Source organism: Providencia sp. wls1943 (assembly GCF_009706275.1).
GTDB classification, from domain to species: Bacteria; Pseudomonadota; Gammaproteobacteria; order Enterobacterales; family Enterobacteriaceae; genus Providencia; species Providencia zhijiangensis.
Genome location: NZ_WLTU01000025.1, coordinates 182482 through 202970, shown reverse-complemented (window position 1 = coordinate 202970; position 20489 = coordinate 182482). Strand labels below are relative to the sequence as shown.

Here is a 20489-nt window from a genome sequence, read left to right as displayed (position 1 = left end):
TTATTTATTCTGACTGAGATTACGCGTTAGCTAACTGGCCTTTTGCTATTACCGATTGGCGGTTACGCTCAAGTTCTAATGCACCTAAGTGAGACAGTACACAGAAGATAATGCAGCAAACAATGCCTCCTAACAGCAGATAGAAACCGGCATGCCAGCCCATACGGTCAACCACGAAGCCAAATAAGCTAGTACCTAAAGTTGCGCCAAGGATATAGCTCATAAAACCACGTAAGCCGACGGCTGAACCAACTGCGAAGCTTGGCACGATTTCCATTGTTTGTACTGACGCTAAGAACTGAGGCACATAGATTAAGCAACCAACAACTGCTGCAAAGAAGGTGACGACAGCTAATGATTGGCTTTGCCAGTAACCGATGAGGCAGAAGAAAATCAGTGTCATACAGACAATAGCTAACGGCATTCTACGACCTTTAAACAGTTTGTCTGTTAACCAACCTGCCAATAAAGTGGATGGAATCGCCGCCCATTCGAAGAATAAAAATGCCACGCTCATTTGATCTTTAGAGAAGTTTTTCTCGGTCAGCAGATAAATTGGTAGCCAGCTGATCACGCCAAAACGCACCATATACACAAAGACGTCAACAAAAGAGATATACCACGCATTTTTATTTTTCAGTACATAGGTACAGAAAATTTGGAAGGCGCTCATATTCTCTGGTGATTGCTCTTTTTGCGCCGAAGTCAGGATCACTTTTTCTTCTGGCATCATTTGGTCAAGTGCAGGTAAACCTTCTTGTTTTGGGGAACCTTTACCTAATACCAACACAACCCCTGCAAATAAAATCGCAATACAAGCGGGAACCATGTAACTCGCACTTTGCCAGTGCTCTGTTCCTAATACGGCGAAAGCAGCACCGACGATTGGGGCAACAATCCCCCCACCCACGTTATGAGAAATATTCCAGAATGCACCGATACGACCACGTTCACGACGCGGGAACCAGTTTGCAATGGTGATAAATGACGGACCCACACCCATGCCTTGGAACATACCATTAAGCACTACAAAACCAACGAATAACCAGAATGCGTTACTAAACCCCATTCCGAAGTTGACGATGGCACACAGGATCAAACCAAATGCCATAAATGCTTTTGGGCTAGCTTTATCGGCAAGGCTACTCATCACGCCTTTGCTGATCCCGTAAGCAATTAGCATACAGCTGGTTAATAGACCAATTTGAGTCGTACTTAAATCTAAGTTTTCTTTCAAATACGGGGTAGAGAGCGTGAAGTTGTTACGAACAATATAGTAAGCCAAATAGCCTAAGAAAACGCTGAGCAGTGCTTGAACACGATAGCGTTTATAGGCGGCAGGAACTTTTTCTGGTGCAATTTGTTTTTTTGCCGTGGCTGGCGTTAAAAATGACAGCATAGGTTCACCTGTGAAATAGAGTAAAAAGAAATTCCCTGATGTTTTTTGTCGTTTTATTTCTGACAGGCTCATCATGTTCTCGTTGAAAAAATATCGCAATATGAAGGGGTTGGGTCAAAATTGACCCAATTTTGTATAGTGACGAGTCAAATTGACCCATTCATAAATTAACGGGAATGGATTTCAAAGAATGAACAACTAAGGGTTGATTTAATCGCGTAACAATGAGAATAAAGCGGGTAAGTTTTGTCGTGTGCCCATAAATCCGAAAAGGGTAAAATTTGTCTCAAATGCACTTTTTGACAAACTCACACTATTGTTACTTTCTTTGATATGAATCACATCTACCCAGGGGATGACTACGCTCATGAGACTAATAACACCAATTCGTCCACTGATAATGCGGCTCTGTTTTTTTATTTTTTTGCTAAACAGCGTGGGAATTAGCCATGCGAAAAATGATGAATTGGTGATAGCGACAACATTCTCACCCGAAGCGACACAAGCGATAGTCACGAATTGGAATGCGCGAGTGGATGCGATACCTATCCGCACGATTAACCGAACCAGTGCCTCATTAGAGCGTTTGTTAGATACTGATGCCTTGGAAAATGTCGATTTAATCCTGACCTCCTCGCCGATGCTGATGCACCATTTGCAGCAGCATAATCGGTTGAGTGTATTGCCGGATATTCCTGAATATTCCCAGCGCTTAATTCCTGAATCCTTAAAAGGTTCCGTTGCTGCGGTGGCATTTTCCGGATATGGCATTTTGACTAACCGAAAGTGGATGGAGCAAAACAAATTACCCATTCCCAAGACATGGGATGACCTGACAAATAGCCAATATCAAGGCTCGTTATTGATAAGCAGCCCATCTCGTTCTGATACCTATCATTTAATGATTGAGTCGTTATTACAGCAGCGAGGGTGGGAAGATGGATGGCGCATTTTACTGGGAATGTCAGGGAATTTAGCCACTGTTTCATCACGCAGTTTTGGCGTAGCCGATAAAATCAAAGTGGGGCTAGGCGGGGCTGCACCGATTATTGATAACTACGCGAATGTGCTATTAGCGGATCCTGAACTTGAGTTTCACTATCTGCCTGATTCAGCTACATCGCCGACGTTTATTGCGATCACTCGCCATAGTTTAGCGCCAGAAAAAGCGCGAAAACTGATTGATTTTTTACTCAGTGAACAAGGGCAAAAAGTGTTTGCAGACAGCAGCACAGGAAAATATCCAGTTACGCCTCTTGAGGATGATAACCCTCGAAAAGCGCAGCAAAACCAACTATTAGATTCTCCTAAACCGCTAGATGTCCATTTGGTATTAAAGCGCCAGCGATTAGTTCAACAACTATTTGATGCGGCAATCACGTTTCGTTTAACGGAATCGAAAGATGCTTGGCGTGCTGTATATATGGCTGAAGCTAAGCTAAAGCACCCTTTACCAGACGTTCGAGCGTTACTGACGGCGATGCCAGTCAGTGCAAAAGAAAGCGAAGATCCTGCTTATTATTCGCGTTTTGAAGATAATCGCAAAGCGGAAGAGGAATATATGCGCTGGCAGCATTTCTTTCAGGAACAGCAACGTCAAGCCATCAGTGTATTGGAAGCAATTAAATGAAAACATCGATAGTGAAATTGATGGGGCGCTTCAGCATTACGGCTATTTTACGTGGAGCCTTTATCGCGGGCGCCTTGATGACACTGATCGTCAGTTGCGTCAGCTTATATGCATGGCAAGAGCAAAATAAGCAGATCCGCTACGCGCTTGGGGACTATTTTCCCAAAATGCAGGCTTCATTTTTGATTGAAGGGCAGCTAAATACTTTAGTCAATGAATTGAACGAATTTTTAAAAGCGCCAAATACAGCGACGAGATTACAACTACGCAATCAGATCACTGCACATTTGGCGCAAATCGCTGCGTTTAACCAACAATTAAATGGGCAGGATCAACAGCAGATTTCCTTGATTTTGTCGCAAAGCCAGGATCTTTTGCAGCGATTGGATAAGGCACTGTATGCCCTGTTTTTAGCACGGGAAAAAATTAATACATTATCTTCTCGGATCAACTGGTTACATGACGATTTTAGTACGGAACTCAACTCATTATCGCAAGATATCAGCCTACAACAAGGCTCTTTACTGGATAAAATTGAGCAAGATCCTCTTCAAGCGAAAGGGTTACAAAGTCGGTTACGTAACGTGCAAGGAGAGTTGCAGCTTATTTATACATTGGCGCGTTTGGAAGAGCAGATCACCAATATTTTGACGGGGCGCTTGAAGGATATTCAAGGGGATAATGCTTTTGATGACCCCATCGATGTTAACGGTTATGCCCGCTATTTAGGATACTTAAAAACGAACTTAGCCACCAATGAAGAGGCGTTGAATTTATACCCGAGTTCAGTGACGCTGCGTCAAACCATTGATGAGTTATTAGATATTGGTCTTTCGGATAACCAAATGCTCGAAGTCCTACAAAATTATCAAACGGCGAAAAGAGCTTTAAATGAAGCAACGACCGAAAAGGAGCGAATTTTAGCTGATTTTCGCTCTCAGCTTGATTTACAACTTGGGAGTAGCCACTTTCAGTTACAAACGCTGAACCAACGTTTAGCGAACATTATGTCGTGGAGTGGCACAATTATTATTATTACCGCAGGGTTGGCGTTACTGTTGGTATTGCTGTTCAATATGCTGTTTATTCGCCCTCGCTTGGTCAAGCGCTTTACCGCATTAAATCAAGCAGTGGCTCGGATCAGTATTGGGGATTTGACGACCCATATTCCTGTCGAAGGTCGTGATGAGTTAGGGCGAATTGGTACACTGTTACAGCGCAGTATTGCTCAAATTAATCAACAGAAAACTCAGTTAGAGCAAGAAATTGCAGAGCGTAAGGCAATAGAAGAAAACTTAAGAACCACGCAAAATGAGCTGATCCAAACGGCAAAACTTGCCGTCGTGGGGCAGACGATGACTACCTTAGCTCACGAAATTAACCAACCGTTAAATGCTCTCTCAATGCACCTGTTTATGGCGAAAAAAGGGTTGCCAAAGCAAGATAATGACACCTCATTGATCGCGATAAATAAGTCAGAACAACTCGTGGCTCGAATGGATGGTATTGTGCGTTCACTACGTCAATTCGCTCGTAAGCGTGATGATAATGAGCAATTACAACCTGTGAATTTACGCCAATCAATTCAAAGCGCTTGGGATGTCCTGAAGCTTCAACATAAAACCCGCAAAGTGATATTAAGTTATCCGAATATATTGCCTAAGGTGCAGGGGGATGAAATAGGTATTCAGCAGGTGCTGGTTAACTTGCTCTCTAATGCGCTTGATGCTAGCCCCACAGAGGCAGAAATCACCGTTGATTACAGCGAAACCGCCGATAAGTTGCTATTAACCCTGTGCGATAACGGGGCGGGTTGGCCACTGCACTTGGCGGACACATTAATGAAACCCTTTACGACAAGCAAAGAGATTGGTTTGGGCGTTGGGTTATCCATTAGTCAATCGATTATGCAACAAATTGGTGGTGAGTTGAGGATCGCTTCTACATTGCGTGGAAATGGGTGTGTAATTTTAGAATTTAAAAAGGTACTTGAAGATGCTTGATGACAACCATGACATATTGCTGATTGATGATGATAAAGATGTATTGGAAGCGTATTGTCTATTACTCGAACAAGCGGGGTACCGAGTTCATGCGTGTGATAACCCATTGACAGCAAAAGAGTTAGTCCACCGCGATTGGTGTGGCATTGTTCTTAGCGATGTGTGTATGCCGGAATGTTCGGGCATCGAGCTGATGACACTCTTTCTCGCCAAAGACAAACATCTCCCTGTGGTATTGATCACTGGGCATGGGGATGTGCCAATGGCGGTGGAAGCGGTCAAAATGGGGGCATGGGATTTTCTACAAAAACCCATTAATCCGGAATATCTCTTAGAGCAAGTCGCTAAAGCGTTGGCAGCACGTAAACAGCGTGTATTGCAGCGTCGATGGGGTAAAAACCAATTGATGCTCAATTTTGTAGGGAGCAGTGAATGGTCACAGCAAGTTCGCGGGCAGCTTCAAGGGTTATCGGAAACTCTTGCCGCAGTGTTCTTACAAGGAGAGTTAGGTAGCGGCCGCACTTATTTAGCCCGCTATCTGCATCAAATCAGTACACTTAAGCAAGCGCCATTAGTGATCAAAACATTATTAAATGAGCAAGAAGTACCTGTCGAAGCATGGGTCTCTGAGGCTCGTTCAGGTACATTGGTGATTAAAAATATTGAGTTGCTCCCTGTGAACCAACAGCGTTATTTGGTTCAGCATTTACAACAAGACCCACGGGGATTTCGCTTGATTGGGATTTCGGAGCAGCCGCTGCTCATGTTGACTAAACAGCAGCAAATCATTGCAGAACTCTATTATTATTTCTCATTAACCCAAGTGAATTGCTTGCCACTATCTCAGCGTAAGGCGGATATTCCGGTTTTGTTCCAGTATTATTTAGAGCTGGCTTGTACTCGATTGAATCAGAAACTCCCTGAACTGGATGAGTCTTTTGTCAAAAAATTGAGTCGGCGTCATTGGCCTGGAAATGTAACGGAGCTAGCCAACGCAGCGGAGCTATATGCGGTTGGCATTATGCCGATGGGGGAAACTGCGAATCCGTTATTAACATCGATAGTGCCGACAGCATTAGATCAACAAATTGAAAATTATGAACGGCAGATTATTACGGAAGCGCTGAATATTCATCAAGGGCGAATTAACGATGTGTCGGAATATCTGCAAATGCCGCGGAAAAAACTCTATTTGCGCATGAAAAAGTATGGATTAGATAAGCACCATTATCGGACATAAATTATTGGAGATAAATAGAGAGAAAGTTGCAGGGATTGACCTGCAACTTGAAATTTCAGTGAATTACAGAAGAGGAATGGTCTCTTCGATGGCTTTTAACAGTAAATTTCTATCATGGCGATAAGGAATATCATCCGCCTCTAATACTCGCTGAGTCACTTTGCGTTCTTGGCGGATTGTTGTGACATCGGTACGCGGTCCAACAATCACCGCATCGATTTTTTTGCGGCCAATATAACGCTCCATCATCACTAATTTTTCAGGAAGTGTAAGGCTGGCAGCGGAGGTGCTGATTTCTTTGCCTAAATTACCGATATACACCATCGGCGCTTGGCTCTCTTTCAGGGCGCAGGCGATATCATCGAGTAATAACAGGGGCATTAAGCTGGTAAAAAAACTACCGGGGCCGATTAAAATCAAATCAGCTCGATAGATAGCATCAAGGGCTTCAGTGGTCGCTTTAACGGGCGGGTATAAACGCAATTCTTGCGGTAACTCCTGTAAAGCATCCACGTTAACTTCACCGTAGACTTCATTACCCATATCATCGATAGCCATCAGGTCTACCGGCGATTCAGACATCGGGATTAATTGCGCATCCACTTTCAGCATATTGCGGATTAAATTGATAGCTTCAAGTGGGCGAACACTTAAATGATCAAGGGATTTCAGCATTAGGTTACCGAGATTATGCCCTGATAATTCTCCTGTACCTGCAAATCGGTATTCAAACATCTTAGAGGCAATGGATGGCTCAGTAATCAACTGATTCAAGCAATTTCGCATATCACCCCAAGCAATCCCTCCTTCAGAACGACGAATTCGTCCTGTAGAGCCACCATTATCCGTGGTGGTGACAATGCCAGTTAAACGGGAGCCTAAAGATGAGAGAGAAGACATCACTCGACCAAGTCCATGTCCACCCCCAAGGGCGACGACGTGATTAAGATTTGTCAGACTACGGTTTGGCATAGTGTTCCTATTTAAACAATCAATCTATTTAAACTGTCAATCTAGCTAAATTATCAATCTAGAATCAGTGTTAAAACAAAATTGGCGCTAATCTATCATAAAACACCATCTGAAGTTTACTTACTGTGATAAAAAACAATAAAAGAGAATATTCTCGATCAGTATCACAAATTTCTTGATTATGTGGCTAAGCATAATTGACGAGAAAGGTATGAAAATAGAGGTGAGAGAGGGGCAAATATTGCCCCTCCTGTATTAAGTTAATTAAGGGAAGATAATGTGATGAATTTTTTCAGTAAGAGCATATTCCGTTGTTGGACGTGTTTCTAATAACAGATTGAAGGTTTTGTTTTTTTCATCACGATGAGTATTAACAATATTAAATTCAGTGTTCGGTAAAAATAAAAACTCTTCTTCGCCATCACGTAAAATCTTACTGATATTTGCACCAGAATAAGGGTTTTTATTCTCAATAAAATAAAAAACATTATATTGCTCAGGATTTAATTCATTAACATCCTCGCAAAAATATTGGGCGGTTTCTTTATTCATTGAAGCGCTCCAAAATGATTTTGTTTTTATGGTATCGCCTTTACTTAGCATATTGATGAAATTAATATCACGAGTTTCACCTCGATATATAATTTCTTCATATTTAAACTCCATTGATTGCAATAAGGTTTGATGCATCAAGGTTAAATAGAGTTGCTTTATTTCGGCGGGGTAGTGCCTGAGCGATAAAACATTTTCACGTAGTGCTTGATTGATTCTGACGTAGCCTGCATGTTTATAATCTTGAAGAGCAAACCAATCCACAAAGTTCATATTATTAAATGAGTGTGTTTTATTGAATAATCGAATTTGGTCATTAATATCTAACACAGTTTCCTTTTCTAAGTAATCTTCAGAATAACATTTTTTAAATGCATTAAATTCTTCAGAGTCTTTGGTGATAAGCAATGAAACACTTTCATTGCTCATTATTTTATCAAGATAATTAAGGTGCTGTTTTTCATAATATGAAATATCTCGAGAATTATTTGTTGCTGAATAATAGGAATTAATAGTTTTTGAACTCGCTGAATTTAAATACATATTTTATCCTCTATGGTGCCATTTTAATTCGTTTCAATAATGATTTGATGGTGATGTAGTAGTTTCAATAATTCGTTTCAATAATGATTTGGTGGTGATGTAGTAGTTTCAATAATTCGAGACATCATATTTCTGGGTTCTTAGGTTTATCTATCAAAAAACGCAGGATAAAACTGATCTACAACAAACAATGTGCACAGAGTTAACCTCATTTTGACGAGATTTTGACAGATAGGCGTTTGTCATCACATGGAAATAGCAAAAAATTATCCATAATAATAAGGACTTCTGAATCTAGCGGCTATTTTCTGTAAGTCGTTGTATATTAAGTTGTATATCGTTTTTGGATTCGCTTTTTCATCTGCAATGGGCTAAAATCCTTACAGAAAATAAGTGAACCCAGTGATGATCGTCTTAATCCTATAGGCTTAATCAACTCACAGGGTTCCAGATATAACTCCTAGCCTTTGTGTCTAAGTTCTTCTGAATATGATGCTCTGGCCGTGACCTTGAGTCACCAGGGTGCAAGATAGAAATGTCTGCATCTCCCGTATTTGGAAAGGTGTGAATATGCAGCAACTTGTCGATCAATTTGACCGAAAATTTTACTATCTTCGTTTATCTATCACTGATGTTTGCAACTTCCGTTGCACATATTGCCTGCCTGATGGTTACAAACCGAGTGGTCGCCATGAATTTCTGACACTTGATGAAATCCGTCGAGTGAGCCGCGCTTTTGCTGAGTTAGGGACTGAAAAAGTCCGTATCACTGGCGGCGAGCCAACGATGCGTAAAGATTTCACCGATATCATCGCCGCTATCAAAGAAAATAACTCCATCAAAAAAATCGCCGTAACAACCAATGGTTATCGGATGGCTCGTGATGTGCAAGCATGGCGAGATGCAGGGTTGAATGCCGTGAACGTGAGTGTAGATAGCCTTGATCCTCGTCAGTTTGCTGCGATCACAGGGCAAGATAAATTTTTCCAAGTGATGAAAGGGATCGATGCGGCATTTGATGCAGGCTTCGAAAAAGTCAAAGTCAACGCGGTCTTGATGAAAAACGTCAATGATATCGCCCTCAAATCTTTCCTCAATTGGATCAAACATCGTCCAATTCAACTGCGTTTTATTGAACTCATGGAGACAGGGGAAGGCAGCAGCCTATTCCAACGTTACCATGTGTCTGGTGAAACCGTTCGTGAACGCCTCATTGCAGAAGGCTGGTATATGCAGCCTCGCTCTCGTAGCGATGGTCCAGCTCAAGTCTTTAGTCACCCTGATTACCAAGGGGAAATTGGGCTGATCATGCCGTATGAGAAGGACTTTTGCCAAAGCTGCAACCGTCTTAGGGTTTCTTCTTTAGGCAATCTACATTTGTGTTTATTTGGTGAAAATGGCATTCCACTGCGTGATTTACTGGGGGATGAAAACCAGAATGAAGCCCTAAAAGCACGAATCCAAAGTGGGTTAATGTCTAAGCGCGAAACCCATTTCCTTCACCAAGGCGACAGCGGGATCACCCCGAATCTTTCCGTTATCGGCGGTTAATAACTTTTTGATTTTCAGGAGTAATTATGTCCCAACTGACCCACCTCAATGCGTCGGGCGAGGCGCACATGGTTGATGTATCAGCCAAAGCAGAAACTGTCCGTGAAGCACGCGCAGAAGCGTTTGTGACGATGAACCCAGAAACTTTAGCCATGATTGTGGATGGCAGTCACCATAAAGGGGATGTTTTTGCGACGGCACGTATCGCTGGGATCCAAGCGGCAAAAAATACGTGGCAGTTGATCCCTCTGTGCCATCCTTTACTACTTACCAAAGTGGAAGTCACCTTGGAAGCTGAGCAAGCCCATAACCGTGTACGCATCGAAACTTGTTGCCGATTGACAGGGAAAACGGGCGTCGAAATGGAAGCGTTAACAGCGGCTTCTGTCGCGGCATTAACTATCTACGACATGTGCAAAGCGGTACAAAAAGATATGGTTATTGGTCCTGTGCGTTTATTAGAAAAAACGGGCGGAAAGTCCGGTCATTTTAAGGTGGAAGCATGATCACAGTCCTCTTTTTTGCTCAAGTTCGTGAATTAGTTGGCACTGACCGTTTAGAGTTAGCGGCACAGTACCCAACGGTAGGAGTTCTGCGCCAAGCATTGGCTCAAAAAGGGGATCGTTGGGCGCTGGCCTTGGAAGATGGCAAATTATTAGCTGCTGTTAATCAATCGTTTGTTTCTGCTGACCATCCCCTGAATGCGGGTGATGAAGTGGCTTTCTTCCCACCAGTTACCGGGGGATGATCATGGACAATACCCATATTGCGGTACAAACCGAGAATTTCAGTGTCGGCGAGCAGTATGCGTGGCTCGCTGAATGTGACAGTGATGGTGCCGTAGTGACATTCACAGGTAAAGTTCGTAATCATAATTTAGGGGACAGCGTAGCGGCGCTGACGCTTGAACACTACCCAGGCATGACAGAAAAAGCTTTAGCGGACATTGTGATGCAATCTCGCGAACGCTGGCCGCTGCAACGTGTGAGTGTGATCCACCGTATCGGTACTTTACAACCGGGTGAAGAAATTGTATTCGTGGGCGTGACCAGCGCACATCGTAATGCGGCATTTCAAGCGGCTGAATTTATAATGGATTACCTGAAAACCAAAGCACCATTCTGGAAAAAAGAGTCTCTCCCTGATAATGAACGTTGGGTGGAAGCCAAAGAGAGTGATGAAGCTTCTGCAAACCGTTGGTAGTCTTAAATTGTTACGCGGAAAATGCGAATAAGCCGAATGGTAATGTCAAAATATTGTGATAAACTTTGGAACAAATTTGTCCGATCACAGTAAGGATTACTCTGTTGGTGGTTTTGCTGGGTCGATTTTTCTTAAAATGGAAGGGTAACCATCATGGGTCAATTTGATCAACGTAATGATTCTCTTGTCCAGAATGCCAGTACTGGTGTTCAGGCATTTATGTCGCAAGTCTACGGTTGGATGACCGTTGGGTTATTACTGACAGCTTTTGTTGCTTGGTACTCCTTAAGCAGCGGTCTGTTTTTCACTATCGCAACGAACAAAGTTCTGTTCTTTGGAATGATCATCGCTGAACTCGGTTTAGTGATGGGCCTGTCTTTCTTACTGCCTAAAATGAGCGGCGCGATTGCAACTGGGATGTTTATGCTATACGCATTACTGACTGGTTTAACTATCTCCGTTATTTTAGCGGTTTATACGGGTGAGTCTGTTGTTGGGACGTTCATCATTACCGCAGTTATGTTTGGTGCGTTAAGCTTCTACGGCTACACCACTAAGCGTAGCTTAACAGGAATGGGTAACTTCCTGTTTATGGCACTGATTGGTCTGGTTGTGGCTTCTTTGGTTAACATCTGGTTGCAAAGCTCCATGATGTACTGGGTGATTACTTACGGTGGTGTGTTACTGTTTGCTGCATTAACCGCCTATGACACTCAAAAACTCAAAGAAATGGGTGAGCAAATCAACCAAGATGACAGAGAAAATATGCGTAAATACTCCATTATGGGCGCGTTATCTCTGTACTTAGACTTCATCAACCTGTTCCTGATGTTACTGCGTATTTTCGGTGATCGCCGTTAATTGCTAACCAAGCAGATTGAATATATGAAACCCCGCAATCAGTTAATGGTTGCGGGGTTTTTTTATGATATCAATCTGATTGCTAGGCTATCTTTTTGCGAAATAAGTAATAGGCCAGAGAGCTGGTTATCAGGAAGATAATCAGAAGAGGCCATAGGCTGTGAAACACCACGGAAAAATCAGCATCTTTGAGGTAAATTTGCTTAGTGATATCGGTGAAGTGGCGGATGGGGTTAACCCACGTAATATCCTGTAGCCAAACAGGCATATTCTCGACGGGGGAGATATAACCGGATAGCAACACCGCGGGCATCATAAACACGAACACACCAATAAACGCTTGCTGCTGGGTTGAGCACAATGCGGAGATAAGCAAACCAAATCCCACGAGTGATAAACCATAAAAAATCATCGTGCCATAGAACAGTAATAGTGAACCCGCAAACGGAATTTTGTAGCAAAAAATCCCAATCACTAGCACCAATGTAGCTTGTGCGGTGGCGACCACTAAGGCAGGAATCGCTTTACCAATAAAGATTTGCCATGTGGTGAGTGGCGAAACTAACAGTTGGTCGAGTGTTCCTTGCTCACGTTCCCTTGCAATAGACAACGACGTTACGATAAGTACCCCAATCGTCGTAATCAATGCCACTAATGACGGCACAATAAACCATTTATAGTCCAAGTTTGGGTTGTACCAGTTGCGGACAATCAACTCACTATTATTGGGCAGTACTTGGGTTTGTGTGAGTTCCTGCTGATACTGCATGACAATTTGTTCGATGTAGTTAGCCGCTATTTGGGAGCTATTCGAGTTTCGCCCATCCAGCAGCAACATCATATTCGCCGTATGATGGCTAGCGATATCGGCACTGAAATTTTGATTAAAGCGGACGACTAACAAGGCTTTACGGTTATCTAATGTCTCTCGAATCTCAGGTTCATTTTTCAGTAACAGCACATGGGAAAATGCGCTGGCTTTCGCTAAGCGTTGGGTGAGTTCAATGGAATGCTCCCCATTATCTTGGTCAAAAATGGCAATGGTGGTGTTAGTGACTTCTAAAGTCGCCGCCAGTGGGAAGAGGATCATTTGGAAAATGACGGGCATGATCAAAATAATTCGCGTCTGTTTTTCCTGCAATAGTGATTGCAACTCTTTCATAATTAAGGTGTAAAGACGATAAAACATATTTCACCTCAATCCAAACGACGACGCGTCTTCAGCGCCGTTAAGCCAATAAATAATATCGCTGAGGCAATCAGCAATAAGAAATCGGTGAGTAATACCAGATAGATATCTCCCGCCAAAAATAAGGTCTGCAAGCTGCTTACAAAGTAGCGAGCGGGAATGAAGTAAGTCACCACTTGAATAAATACAGGCATGCTATCAATTTCAAAAATAAACCCTGAAAGCATAATCGCTGGCAAAAAGGCTGCATTCAGCGCCACCATCGCCGCATTGAACTGATTGCGGGTAATGGTTGAAATCAGTAATCCCATCCCTAACGCTGTTGCTAAATAGAGGCTGGTTATCACAAATAAAATCAATAAAGAGCCTCGATAAGGAATATCGAGCACTAATGTCGTCACCAACATACAGAGCACCATGACGAACGACCCAAGAATTTGATAGGGCAATAATTTGGAAAGCAGTAATTCAGTACGAGTGATTTGGGTGGAAAGCAGAGCTTCCATGGTGCCTCGTTCCCATTCTCGGGCTATCACCAGCGAGGTCAAAATCGCGCCCACAACGGTCATAATGATGCTAATGGCGCCTGGAATAATAAAATGTTGGCTGAGTGCCGCTTCGTTAAACCAATAGCGCATATTAAGTTCGATAAGCGGGTCGGTGGGATAACCTCGGTTTTCACCTTGTTGGATAAGCCATGTATGCCAAACTCCTTTGGTGTAGGCTTGCACAAAATTGGCGGTATTGGGTTCGCTTCCATCGGTGATCACTTGGATTGCCGCATGTCCATCAGGGCGAGAAAGTTGCTCAGCAAAATTGACGGGGATCACCACAATGCCGCGAATTTCTCCCGCTTGCATTTTATTAATCAATAGATTGCGGTTATCGCTAATGGTGGCATCAATAAAAGGGGAGCCAGTAAACGTATCAACCAATTCACGAGCTGGTTGGCTTTGTTGATCCATTAGGATACCGACTCGTAATTTACTGGAGTCCAGATTGATCCCATAACCGAAAATAAACAGCAGCATCAGAGGAATAACAATGGCAATTAAGGCGCTGCTGGGGTCGCGAATGATTTGCTTACTTTCTTTCCAGCAGAGGGCTTTAAGCCTGCGCCATGAAAAACCTGAGGCGGTTATCTTCATTGTGCCTCCCGCTGTTTATCGTAGTTGAAAATCAATTCAATAAAGGCATCTTCCATCGATGGGTTTGGATTTTCTGTGCTGGCGACCTGTTTTTTTAGCTCATCTGGAGTGCCTGCAGCAATAATTTTTCCGTGGTAAACCAACCCAATACGATCGCAATATTCAGCTTCATCCATAAAGTGGGTGGTAACCATAACGGTGACCCCCTTGTCTACCATGCCATTAATGTGTAGCCAAAATTCTCGCCGAGTTAGTGGGTCAACCCCTGAAGTGGGTTCATCCAAAAACAGGATATCCGGTTCATGCATCAGTGAGCAGGCGAGGGCAAGGCGCTGCTTATAACCCAGCGGGAGTGAGTCAGTAATCTGGCTGATAATGGGCGTAAAATTAAACGCGTTAATCATCTCCTGCATTTTGGTAGCTTGCTGTTTATGATGCAAACCGTATACGCCGGAGAAAAATTTTAAGTTTTGCCCAACTTTGAGGTTGCCATAGAGGGAAAATTTTTGCGCCATATACCCAAGGTGCTGGCGGGCTTTGTTTGAACTGGTTTTTAAATCCATACCAAGCACCAGAGCTTGCCCATCCGTGGGTTTCATTAATCCACACATCATTTTAAATGTCGTGGATTTGCCTGCACCGTTAGGCCCTAATAATCCAAAAATTTCACCCCGTTTTACTTGAAAGTTGACGGTATCCGTCGCAGCAAAATCCCCAAATTTTTTGGTCAGATTGCGGGCTTCAATGACGGTTTCATTGGGGGCGGGGGGAATTTGTGGCACGATAGAGGCGAGTTCAGAACGATGGGATGGCCCACCACCTAAAAGGTCAATAAACGCATCTTCAAAGCGCGGCTGGGCTTCAATCAGCGTTTGATCTCCCATATTTAAGGCATTAAGTAAGTTCTCTTGGGATGCGTGAGGCTTTAAAATTAAGCGAATATAGCGACCTTGGATCACGCCATCAGTGGTTTCAGGTAACACTAAGGCATTTTGCAGAATGGTACGTTTTTGCGTTGCGGGAACATCGAGTAAAAATGAGCGTCCAGCCATCTTTTGGGTGAGCTGCTCGGGTTTTCCGCTGTACAGTAACTTGCCTTCATTGAGTAGCAGCACCTCTTTGCACTGCTCAGCTTCATCCAGATACGAGGTACTCCAGAGGATCAACATGCCATCGTCAGCAAGGGTGTGCACCATTTGCCACAGTTCTCGTCTGGCAATAGGATCCACGCCGACACCTGGCTCATCCAGCAGTAAAACTTTCGGTTTGCCTAATAGGGTGCAGGCGAGCCCCAATTTCTGTTTCATTCCCCCAGAAAGCTTACCAGCAAGGCGAGCGGTAAAGGGGGCTAGGCTAGTAAATGCGAGTAATTGTTTATAGGTTTGTTGGCGCTCTTCACCAATAACGCCGCGCAGATCGGCATATAAATCAAGGTTTTCTTGAACCGTTAAATCTTCATATAGACCGAATTTTTGCGGCATATAACCGAGGTTTGCCCGCACTTCGATACTGTCTTTAATTGGGTCTAATCCCATTAAGCGGATTTGCCCTGAATCTGGTTTGAGTAGCCCAGCCAGCATACGTATCAGCGTTGTTTTCCCTGCACCATCGGGACCGACTAACCCCGTCACGGAGCCGCCGTGAATTTCGGTAGTTAGGCTTTCAACCGCAGGGTTATCCAGTCCAATAAAGCGTTTTTCGACGCTGTTTAACGAAATAACGCTATTTAATGAGTGAGTATCTTGCTGAGCCATAATGCGCCCTATTGCTGAGGTGCCGCAAACTGAACAGTGACGGGCATTCCTTGACGCAGCTTATCATTAGGATCATCGACAATAATTCGTAATCGATAGACTAAGTCGGTGCGTAAATCCGGTGTTTGTACACTTTTAGGGGTAAATTCGGCAGTGGGGGAGACAAAACCAATCGTGCCATGATAAGGGGTATTGGGCTGGCTATCCGTAAAGAGTAAGACTTTACTGCCAGGAACCGCATCACCTAAATGTGCTTCACTCACATAGGCTCGCACCCAAACAGGGTGAGTTAATGTCACACTAAAAACGGTATTGCCCGCACCAATGATGGTGCCAGGTTCGATGGCTCGAGTCAGGATTGTACCGTCAGATGGGGCGATAAGCTGTGTGTCTGAGAGGTCAAGCTCCGCTTGAGCAACGGCGGCTTCCGCTTGTAGCCATTCTCCTCGGGCTGCTGCTATCTCTTCTTGGCGAAATCCGCTCTGATATTGGTTGAGTTTATCTTGGGAAGCTTTTAATGCAGCAAGCGTTTGATTTCGATTGTTTTTGGCATTATCTAAATCATTGGCGGAAATCAGTTTTTGGTCAGCTAAGCCTTGCTGACGTTTATAAAAGTTATCTGCATATTGCCAAGCGGCTTGGCGCTGAGCCACTTCTGATTCGACTTGCGCAATTTCTTGTGTTCGGTAGCCCTTCTCTTTGAGAGCTAACTGGGCTTTGGCGCTATCACGCAGCCCTTTGGCTTTATTTAATGCGTTGATGTAAGGTGCATCATCCAATTTTCCGAGTCGTTGTCCCGCAGTGACTTTCGCCCCTTCATCAACATCTAAAGAGGCAAGTTTACCATTGACTCGAAAACTAAGGTTAACGGTGCGCACATCCACATTCCCGTATAAGGCGAATGTTTTATCTTTAAGTGACTGATAATAGTAGACCCCTGCAATGGCGGCAATCAGCATGATAATCAGTAAAATAACCAGTGCATGGCGTTTTGTGTTCATAGCTAACCTTAGTGACGGATAAAGCATTACTCAGGATTATGATTTAATTTTATCCATATATCATATCACTTTTCTGCTAGTTGGCGATGACGTAACCCCAATAATAAAATGTCGATATGCTCAATAAGAACCTGATTAATAATTTTAAATTCGTTTTCGTTGATGTGTTTCCAACCTGTTTGCCTGAGTAATGTTTCTCGCGCAATACGGAAAGAGAGGGTTTCACCCAAAATGGCATGCGTGTGGATCAAGGTCGCTAGATTATTGGGATCCGCGCCAATATAGATGGAAATTAAGCGATTAAGCCGTGAGTGAATAGGACCTAACGCTTGTTCGTGGATCAATCCGTATGCTTCAGTTGGGTTCAGTTGTTCGCGAGCTAGAATGCGTGAAAAGCTTAAGTTTTCTTTTTTAAGTTGAAAAAAATTGTACGAAATAATGGTTTCTTTGAATAATTCGAGCGCTTCTTCAGAATTTTGTAACTCTGCAGGCTGATTAATAAAGTTATCTATTTGAGTGATACTCTCAGCAAAACTCTCTTTGATATTGTTAGCAATTTGCTGAGCAACGGCGAGATATAACCCTTCTTTAGATCCAAAATAATAAGAAATGGCTGCGATGTTTTGCCCTGAGGCTTGGGCAATTTGGCGGGTGGTAGCCCCGTCGATGCCTTGTTCTCCATAAACATCGGCAGCGGCGAGAAGAAGTTGGAGTTTGGCGCTCTCTCCGCGTAATGTTGGCGATGGATTTGTGTTCATAAACATTCCTTTCGATTCAGAATTAAATAATTTTTAGCATGCTCTTAGCTGGCATTTATTCATTGTGCAGGATGAAAACGGATGTATCTTTAGTTTTGTGTACGTATATATACTATATAAAGCAGATTTTGTATTAGTTTATTCATCAATCTAAATTAATATATTTATCACGGTCAAATGATGGTAGAATTTTTGCGTGTCGCATGGCAGTTTGCGCTTTTCTTCTATTGAATATCGAATCTTCCCCCCTAGAGCTGCCCAGTAAATTGAAGCGGTGGAGCCCGGAGTAATTAATTTGACTAGTTTTTCTGACCTCGCGTTAAACGAGGAAATCTTGCGTGCCATTAATGAATTAGGCTATGAAAGCCCTACGCCGATTCAACAACAAGCTATTCCTGCTGTTTTAGCGGGCAAAGACCTATTAGCCAGTGCTCAAACAGGTACGGGTAAAACGGCTGGTTTTACTTTACCTATTTTGCAAAAGCTGGTGGACAATCCACGCGGTAATAACCGTCGCCCTATTCGCGCATTGATTTTAACCCCGACCCGTGAACTTGCGGCTCAAGTGGCTGAAAATGTAAAAGAATATAGCCGTCATTTGAGAATTCGTTCATTTGTTGTGTTTGGTGGTGTCAGTATTAACCCGCAGATGATGAAACTGCGCGGCGGTGTGGATGTGTTGATCGCAACACCAGGTCGTTTACTGGACTTGGAACATCAAAACGCGGTGGATTTATCGCAGGTTGAAGTTTTCGTCTTGGATGAAGCTGACCGTATGTTAGATATGGGCTTTATTCACGATATTCGCCGTGTGATCACGAAATTACCTAAAAAGCGCCAAAATCTTCTGTTCTCAGCGACGTTCTCCGATGAGATCAAACAGTTGGCGAGTAAGTTATTGAACAATCCGGTTTCCATTGAAGTGGCTCCACGTAACTCAGCTTCTGAGCAAGTGACGCAATATGTTCATTTAGTGGATAAAAAACGTAAAGCCGAATTACTGTCGTTTATGATTGGCCGTGAAAACTGGCAGCAAGTGCTAGTATTTACACGCACTAAGCATGGCGCTAACCGCTTAGCTGAGCATTTAAATAAAGATGGCATAAAAGCAGCGGCAATTCATGGCAATAAGAGCCAAGGTGCGCGTACCCGTGCTTTAGCTGATTTTAAATCTGGGGATATCCGCGTTTTAGTTGCAACAGATATCGCGGCTCGAGGCTTAGATATCGAACAATTGCCTTACGTAGTTAACTTTGAGCTACCGAATGTGGCAGAAGATTACGTTCATCGTATTGGTCGTACTGGCCGCGCAGAAGCCACGGGTATGGCGGTGTCTTTAGTGTGTATCGATGAAGCGAAACTACTTAAAGATATCGAGAAATTATTGAAGAAATCCATCCCACAGATGGAGATCGAAGGCTACGAGCCAGACCCATCAATCAAAGCTGAGCCGATCCAAAAGCCTTCTCAGCGTAATGATCGTCGTGGTTCTGATAGCCGCCGTGGTTCTGATAACCGTCGTGGTTCGGATAATCGCCGTAGCTCTGAGGATAGCCGCGGTGAGCGCAGCAATCATTCAGGCAATAATAGCAATAAAGGTCCGAGCCGTCCTCGTCGTCAAAATGCGAACTCCGAGAAAGGTCAATCTGAATCGACTTCAGGTTCACCGTGGAAAAATGCACAAAAACGCGTTAGACAAGGGCGTAGTGATAGCTAATGCGTGTACTACTCGCCCCGATGGAAGGGGTACTCGATTCTCTGGTTCGCCGATTATTGAGTGAGGTGAACGACTACGACTTGTGCATTACTGAGTTTGTGCGAGTTGTCGATACCTTGTTGCCGGCAAAAACGTTTTATCGGTTATGCCCGGAATTGCAACAGGGTAGCCGTACACCATCGGGGACGTTAGTGCGGGTGCAGCTCTTAGGGCAGCATCCTGAGTGGTTGGCTGAAAATGCCAACCGCGCAATTGAATTAGGCTCTTGGGGTGTTGATCTCAACTGCGGTTGTCCATCAAAAACAGTGAATGGCAGCGGTGGCGGCGCAACGCTATTGAAGCAGCCAGAGCTTATTTATCACGCAGCTAAAGCAATGCGAGCAGCGGTACCGAAAGAATTACCCGTTTCTGTAAAAGTTCGTTTGGGCTGGGATAGCAGCCAATTTGCTCATGAAATTGCAGATGCTGTACAGCAAGCAGGTGCGACCGAATTAACGGTTCATGGGCGCACAAAGGAAGATGGCTATAAAGCGGAATGTATTAACTGGCAGGCGATTGGTGAGCTTCGTCAGAAACTGTCGATTCCGGTGATTGCCAATGGCGAAATCTGGGATTATGAAAGCGCTAAACGCTGTATGGAAATCACTGGGTGCGATTCGATTATGATCGGCCGAGGTGCTTTAAATACGCCGAATTTGAGCCGTGTGATCAAGCACAATGTCGCAAAGATGCCTTGGGAACAGGTTGGAAAAATCCTCTTTAAATATACAGAGCTAGAAAAACTGGGCGATACAGGGCATTACCATGCGGCTCGTATTAAACAGTGGCTGAGTTATTTACGTAAAGAGTATCAGCAGGCGGATGAACTATTTTCTCAAGTGAGAGCGTTGAAAACTGCGGAACAAATCGCCGATGTTATTGCGCTGCATGTGGAGCAGCTTTCTGTCGCATCACCTTAACATGATGAA

18 protein-coding genes and 1 riboswitch are annotated in these 20489 nt (G+C 43.6%); of the genes, 10 read left to right on the top strand and 8 right to left on the bottom strand.

Annotated elements, in window-relative coordinates:
• Positions 1 to 19: 19 nt before the first annotated feature.
• Positions 20 to 1399, bottom strand: coding sequence for a phosphoglycerate transporter PgtP (gene pgtP, locus GKR48_RS15010; RefSeq protein ID WP_132494322.1), 1380 nt, complete (start codon positions 1397 to 1399; stop codon positions 20 to 22).
• 400 nt (positions 1400 to 1799) lie between these two features.
• Between pgtP and GKR48_RS15005 the strand changes: the two genes are divergently transcribed.
• From GKR48_RS15005 to pgtA, 3 genes are read left to right on the top strand one after another with little or no spacing between them, the layout of a single operon-like run.
• Positions 1800 to 3029 (top strand): ABC transporter substrate-binding protein, encoded by a 1230-nt coding sequence (locus tag GKR48_RS15005; RefSeq protein ID WP_154628764.1) that lies wholly within the window; start codon positions 1800 to 1802, stop codon positions 3027 to 3029.
• On the top strand, positions 3026 to 5032 hold the full coding sequence (gene pgtB / locus GKR48_RS15000; protein ID WP_154628655.1) for a two-component system sensor histidine kinase PgtB: 2007 nt from the start codon (positions 3026 to 3028) through the stop codon (positions 5030 to 5032). Before GKR48_RS15005 ends, pgtB begins: the two co-directional genes overlap by 4 nt.
• The gene (gene pgtA / locus GKR48_RS14995; RefSeq protein ID WP_154628654.1) at positions 5025 to 6272 is read left to right on the top strand and encodes a two-component system response regulator PgtA; all 1248 of its coding nucleotides are present in this window, start codon (positions 5025 to 5027) and stop codon (positions 6270 to 6272) included. Before pgtB ends, pgtA begins: the two co-directional genes overlap by 8 nt.
• A gap of 63 nt (positions 6273 to 6335) precedes the next feature.
• Here the strand turns inward: pgtA and GKR48_RS14990 are convergent, their stop codons facing one another.
• Positions 6336 to 7244, bottom strand: coding sequence for a gluconeogenesis factor YvcK family protein (locus GKR48_RS14990; protein WP_154628653.1), 909 nt, complete (start codon positions 7242 to 7244; stop codon positions 6336 to 6338).
• 264 nt (positions 7245 to 7508) lie between these two features.
• Entirely contained in the window at positions 7509 to 8339 is an 831-nt protein-coding gene (locus GKR48_RS14985) for an ADP-ribosyltransferase domain-containing protein (RefSeq protein ID WP_154628652.1), read from the bottom strand.
• Between the two features lie 445 nt (positions 8340 to 8784).
• Positions 8785 to 8920, top strand: a riboswitch (molybdenum cofactor riboswitch).
• Here GKR48_RS14985 and moaA point away from each other — a divergent pair.
• The 5 genes from moaA to GKR48_RS14960 all read left to right on the top strand — a co-directional run bounded on the left by moaA (position 8910) and on the right by GKR48_RS14960 (position 11954).
• The gene (moaA, locus tag GKR48_RS14980) at positions 8910 to 9890 is read left to right on the top strand and encodes a GTP 3',8-cyclase MoaA (RefSeq protein ID WP_154628651.1); all 981 of its coding nucleotides are present in this window, start codon (positions 8910 to 8912) and stop codon (positions 9888 to 9890) included. (Overlaps the previous riboswitch by 11 nt.)
• Before the next feature lie 26 nt (positions 9891 to 9916).
• On the top strand, positions 9917 to 10396 hold the full coding sequence (moaC, locus tag GKR48_RS14975) for a cyclic pyranopterin monophosphate synthase MoaC (protein WP_036949768.1): 480 nt from the start codon (positions 9917 to 9919) through the stop codon (positions 10394 to 10396).
• Positions 10393 to 10638 (top strand): molybdopterin synthase sulfur carrier subunit, encoded by a 246-nt coding sequence (gene moaD, locus GKR48_RS14970; protein ID WP_154628650.1) that lies wholly within the window; start codon positions 10393 to 10395, stop codon positions 10636 to 10638. The genes moaC and moaD overlap by 4 nt, the downstream gene beginning before the upstream one ends.
• 2 nt (positions 10639 to 10640) lie before the next feature.
• Entirely contained in the window at positions 10641 to 11093 is a 453-nt protein-coding gene (gene moaE / locus GKR48_RS14965) for a molybdopterin synthase catalytic subunit MoaE (RefSeq protein ID WP_036949766.1), read from the top strand.
• A gap of 153 nt (positions 11094 to 11246) precedes the next feature.
• Positions 11247 to 11954 carry a Bax inhibitor-1/YccA family protein gene (locus GKR48_RS14960; protein WP_036949765.1) on the top strand — a complete coding sequence of 236 codons (708 nt, stop codon included), beginning with the start codon at positions 11247 to 11249 and terminating at the stop codon, positions 11952 to 11954.
• Between the two features lie 82 nt (positions 11955 to 12036).
• On the opposite strand, the gene GKR48_RS14955 is transcribed toward GKR48_RS14960, so the two are convergent.
• The 5 genes from GKR48_RS14955 to cecR form a co-directional block, all read right to left on the bottom strand.
• Positions 12037 to 13143 (bottom strand): ABC transporter permease, encoded by a 1107-nt coding sequence (locus GKR48_RS14955; protein ID WP_154628649.1) that lies wholly within the window; start codon positions 13141 to 13143, stop codon positions 12037 to 12039.
• An 8-nt stretch (positions 13144 to 13151) separates the two neighbouring features.
• The gene (locus tag GKR48_RS14950) at positions 13152 to 14291 is read right to left on the bottom strand and encodes an ABC transporter permease (RefSeq protein ID WP_154628648.1); all 1140 of its coding nucleotides are present in this window, start codon (positions 14289 to 14291) and stop codon (positions 13152 to 13154) included.
• A complete protein-coding gene (locus GKR48_RS14945; protein ID WP_154628647.1) occupies positions 14288 to 16045 on the bottom strand; it encodes an ATP-binding cassette domain-containing protein in 1758 nt (585 codons plus the stop codon). Before GKR48_RS14945 ends, GKR48_RS14950 begins: the two co-directional genes overlap by 4 nt.
• An 8-nt stretch (positions 16046 to 16053) precedes the next feature.
• Positions 16054 to 17046, bottom strand: a complete 993-nt coding sequence (hlyD, locus tag GKR48_RS14940) for a secretion protein HlyD (RefSeq protein ID WP_154628646.1) — start codon at positions 17044 to 17046, stop codon at positions 16054 to 16056.
• A 65-nt stretch (positions 17047 to 17111) separates the two neighbouring features.
• On the bottom strand, positions 17112 to 17810 hold the full coding sequence (gene cecR / locus GKR48_RS14935) for a transcriptional regulator CecR (RefSeq protein WP_154628645.1): 699 nt from the start codon (positions 17808 to 17810) through the stop codon (positions 17112 to 17114).
• A 289-nt stretch (positions 17811 to 18099) separates the two neighbouring features.
• On the opposite strand from cecR, the gene rhlE reads away from it, so the two are divergent.
• Complete coding sequence (rhlE, locus tag GKR48_RS14930) at positions 18100 to 19521, top strand: ATP-dependent RNA helicase RhlE (RefSeq protein ID WP_154628644.1); 1422 nt, start codon at positions 18100 to 18102, stop codon at positions 19519 to 19521.
• Positions 19521 to 20480 carry a tRNA dihydrouridine(16) synthase DusC gene (gene dusC, locus GKR48_RS14925; protein WP_154628643.1) on the top strand — a complete coding sequence of 320 codons (960 nt, stop codon included), beginning with the start codon at positions 19521 to 19523 and terminating at the stop codon, positions 20478 to 20480. Before rhlE ends, dusC begins: the two co-directional genes overlap by 1 nt.
• The last annotated feature ends 9 nt before the right edge of the window (positions 20481 to 20489 follow it).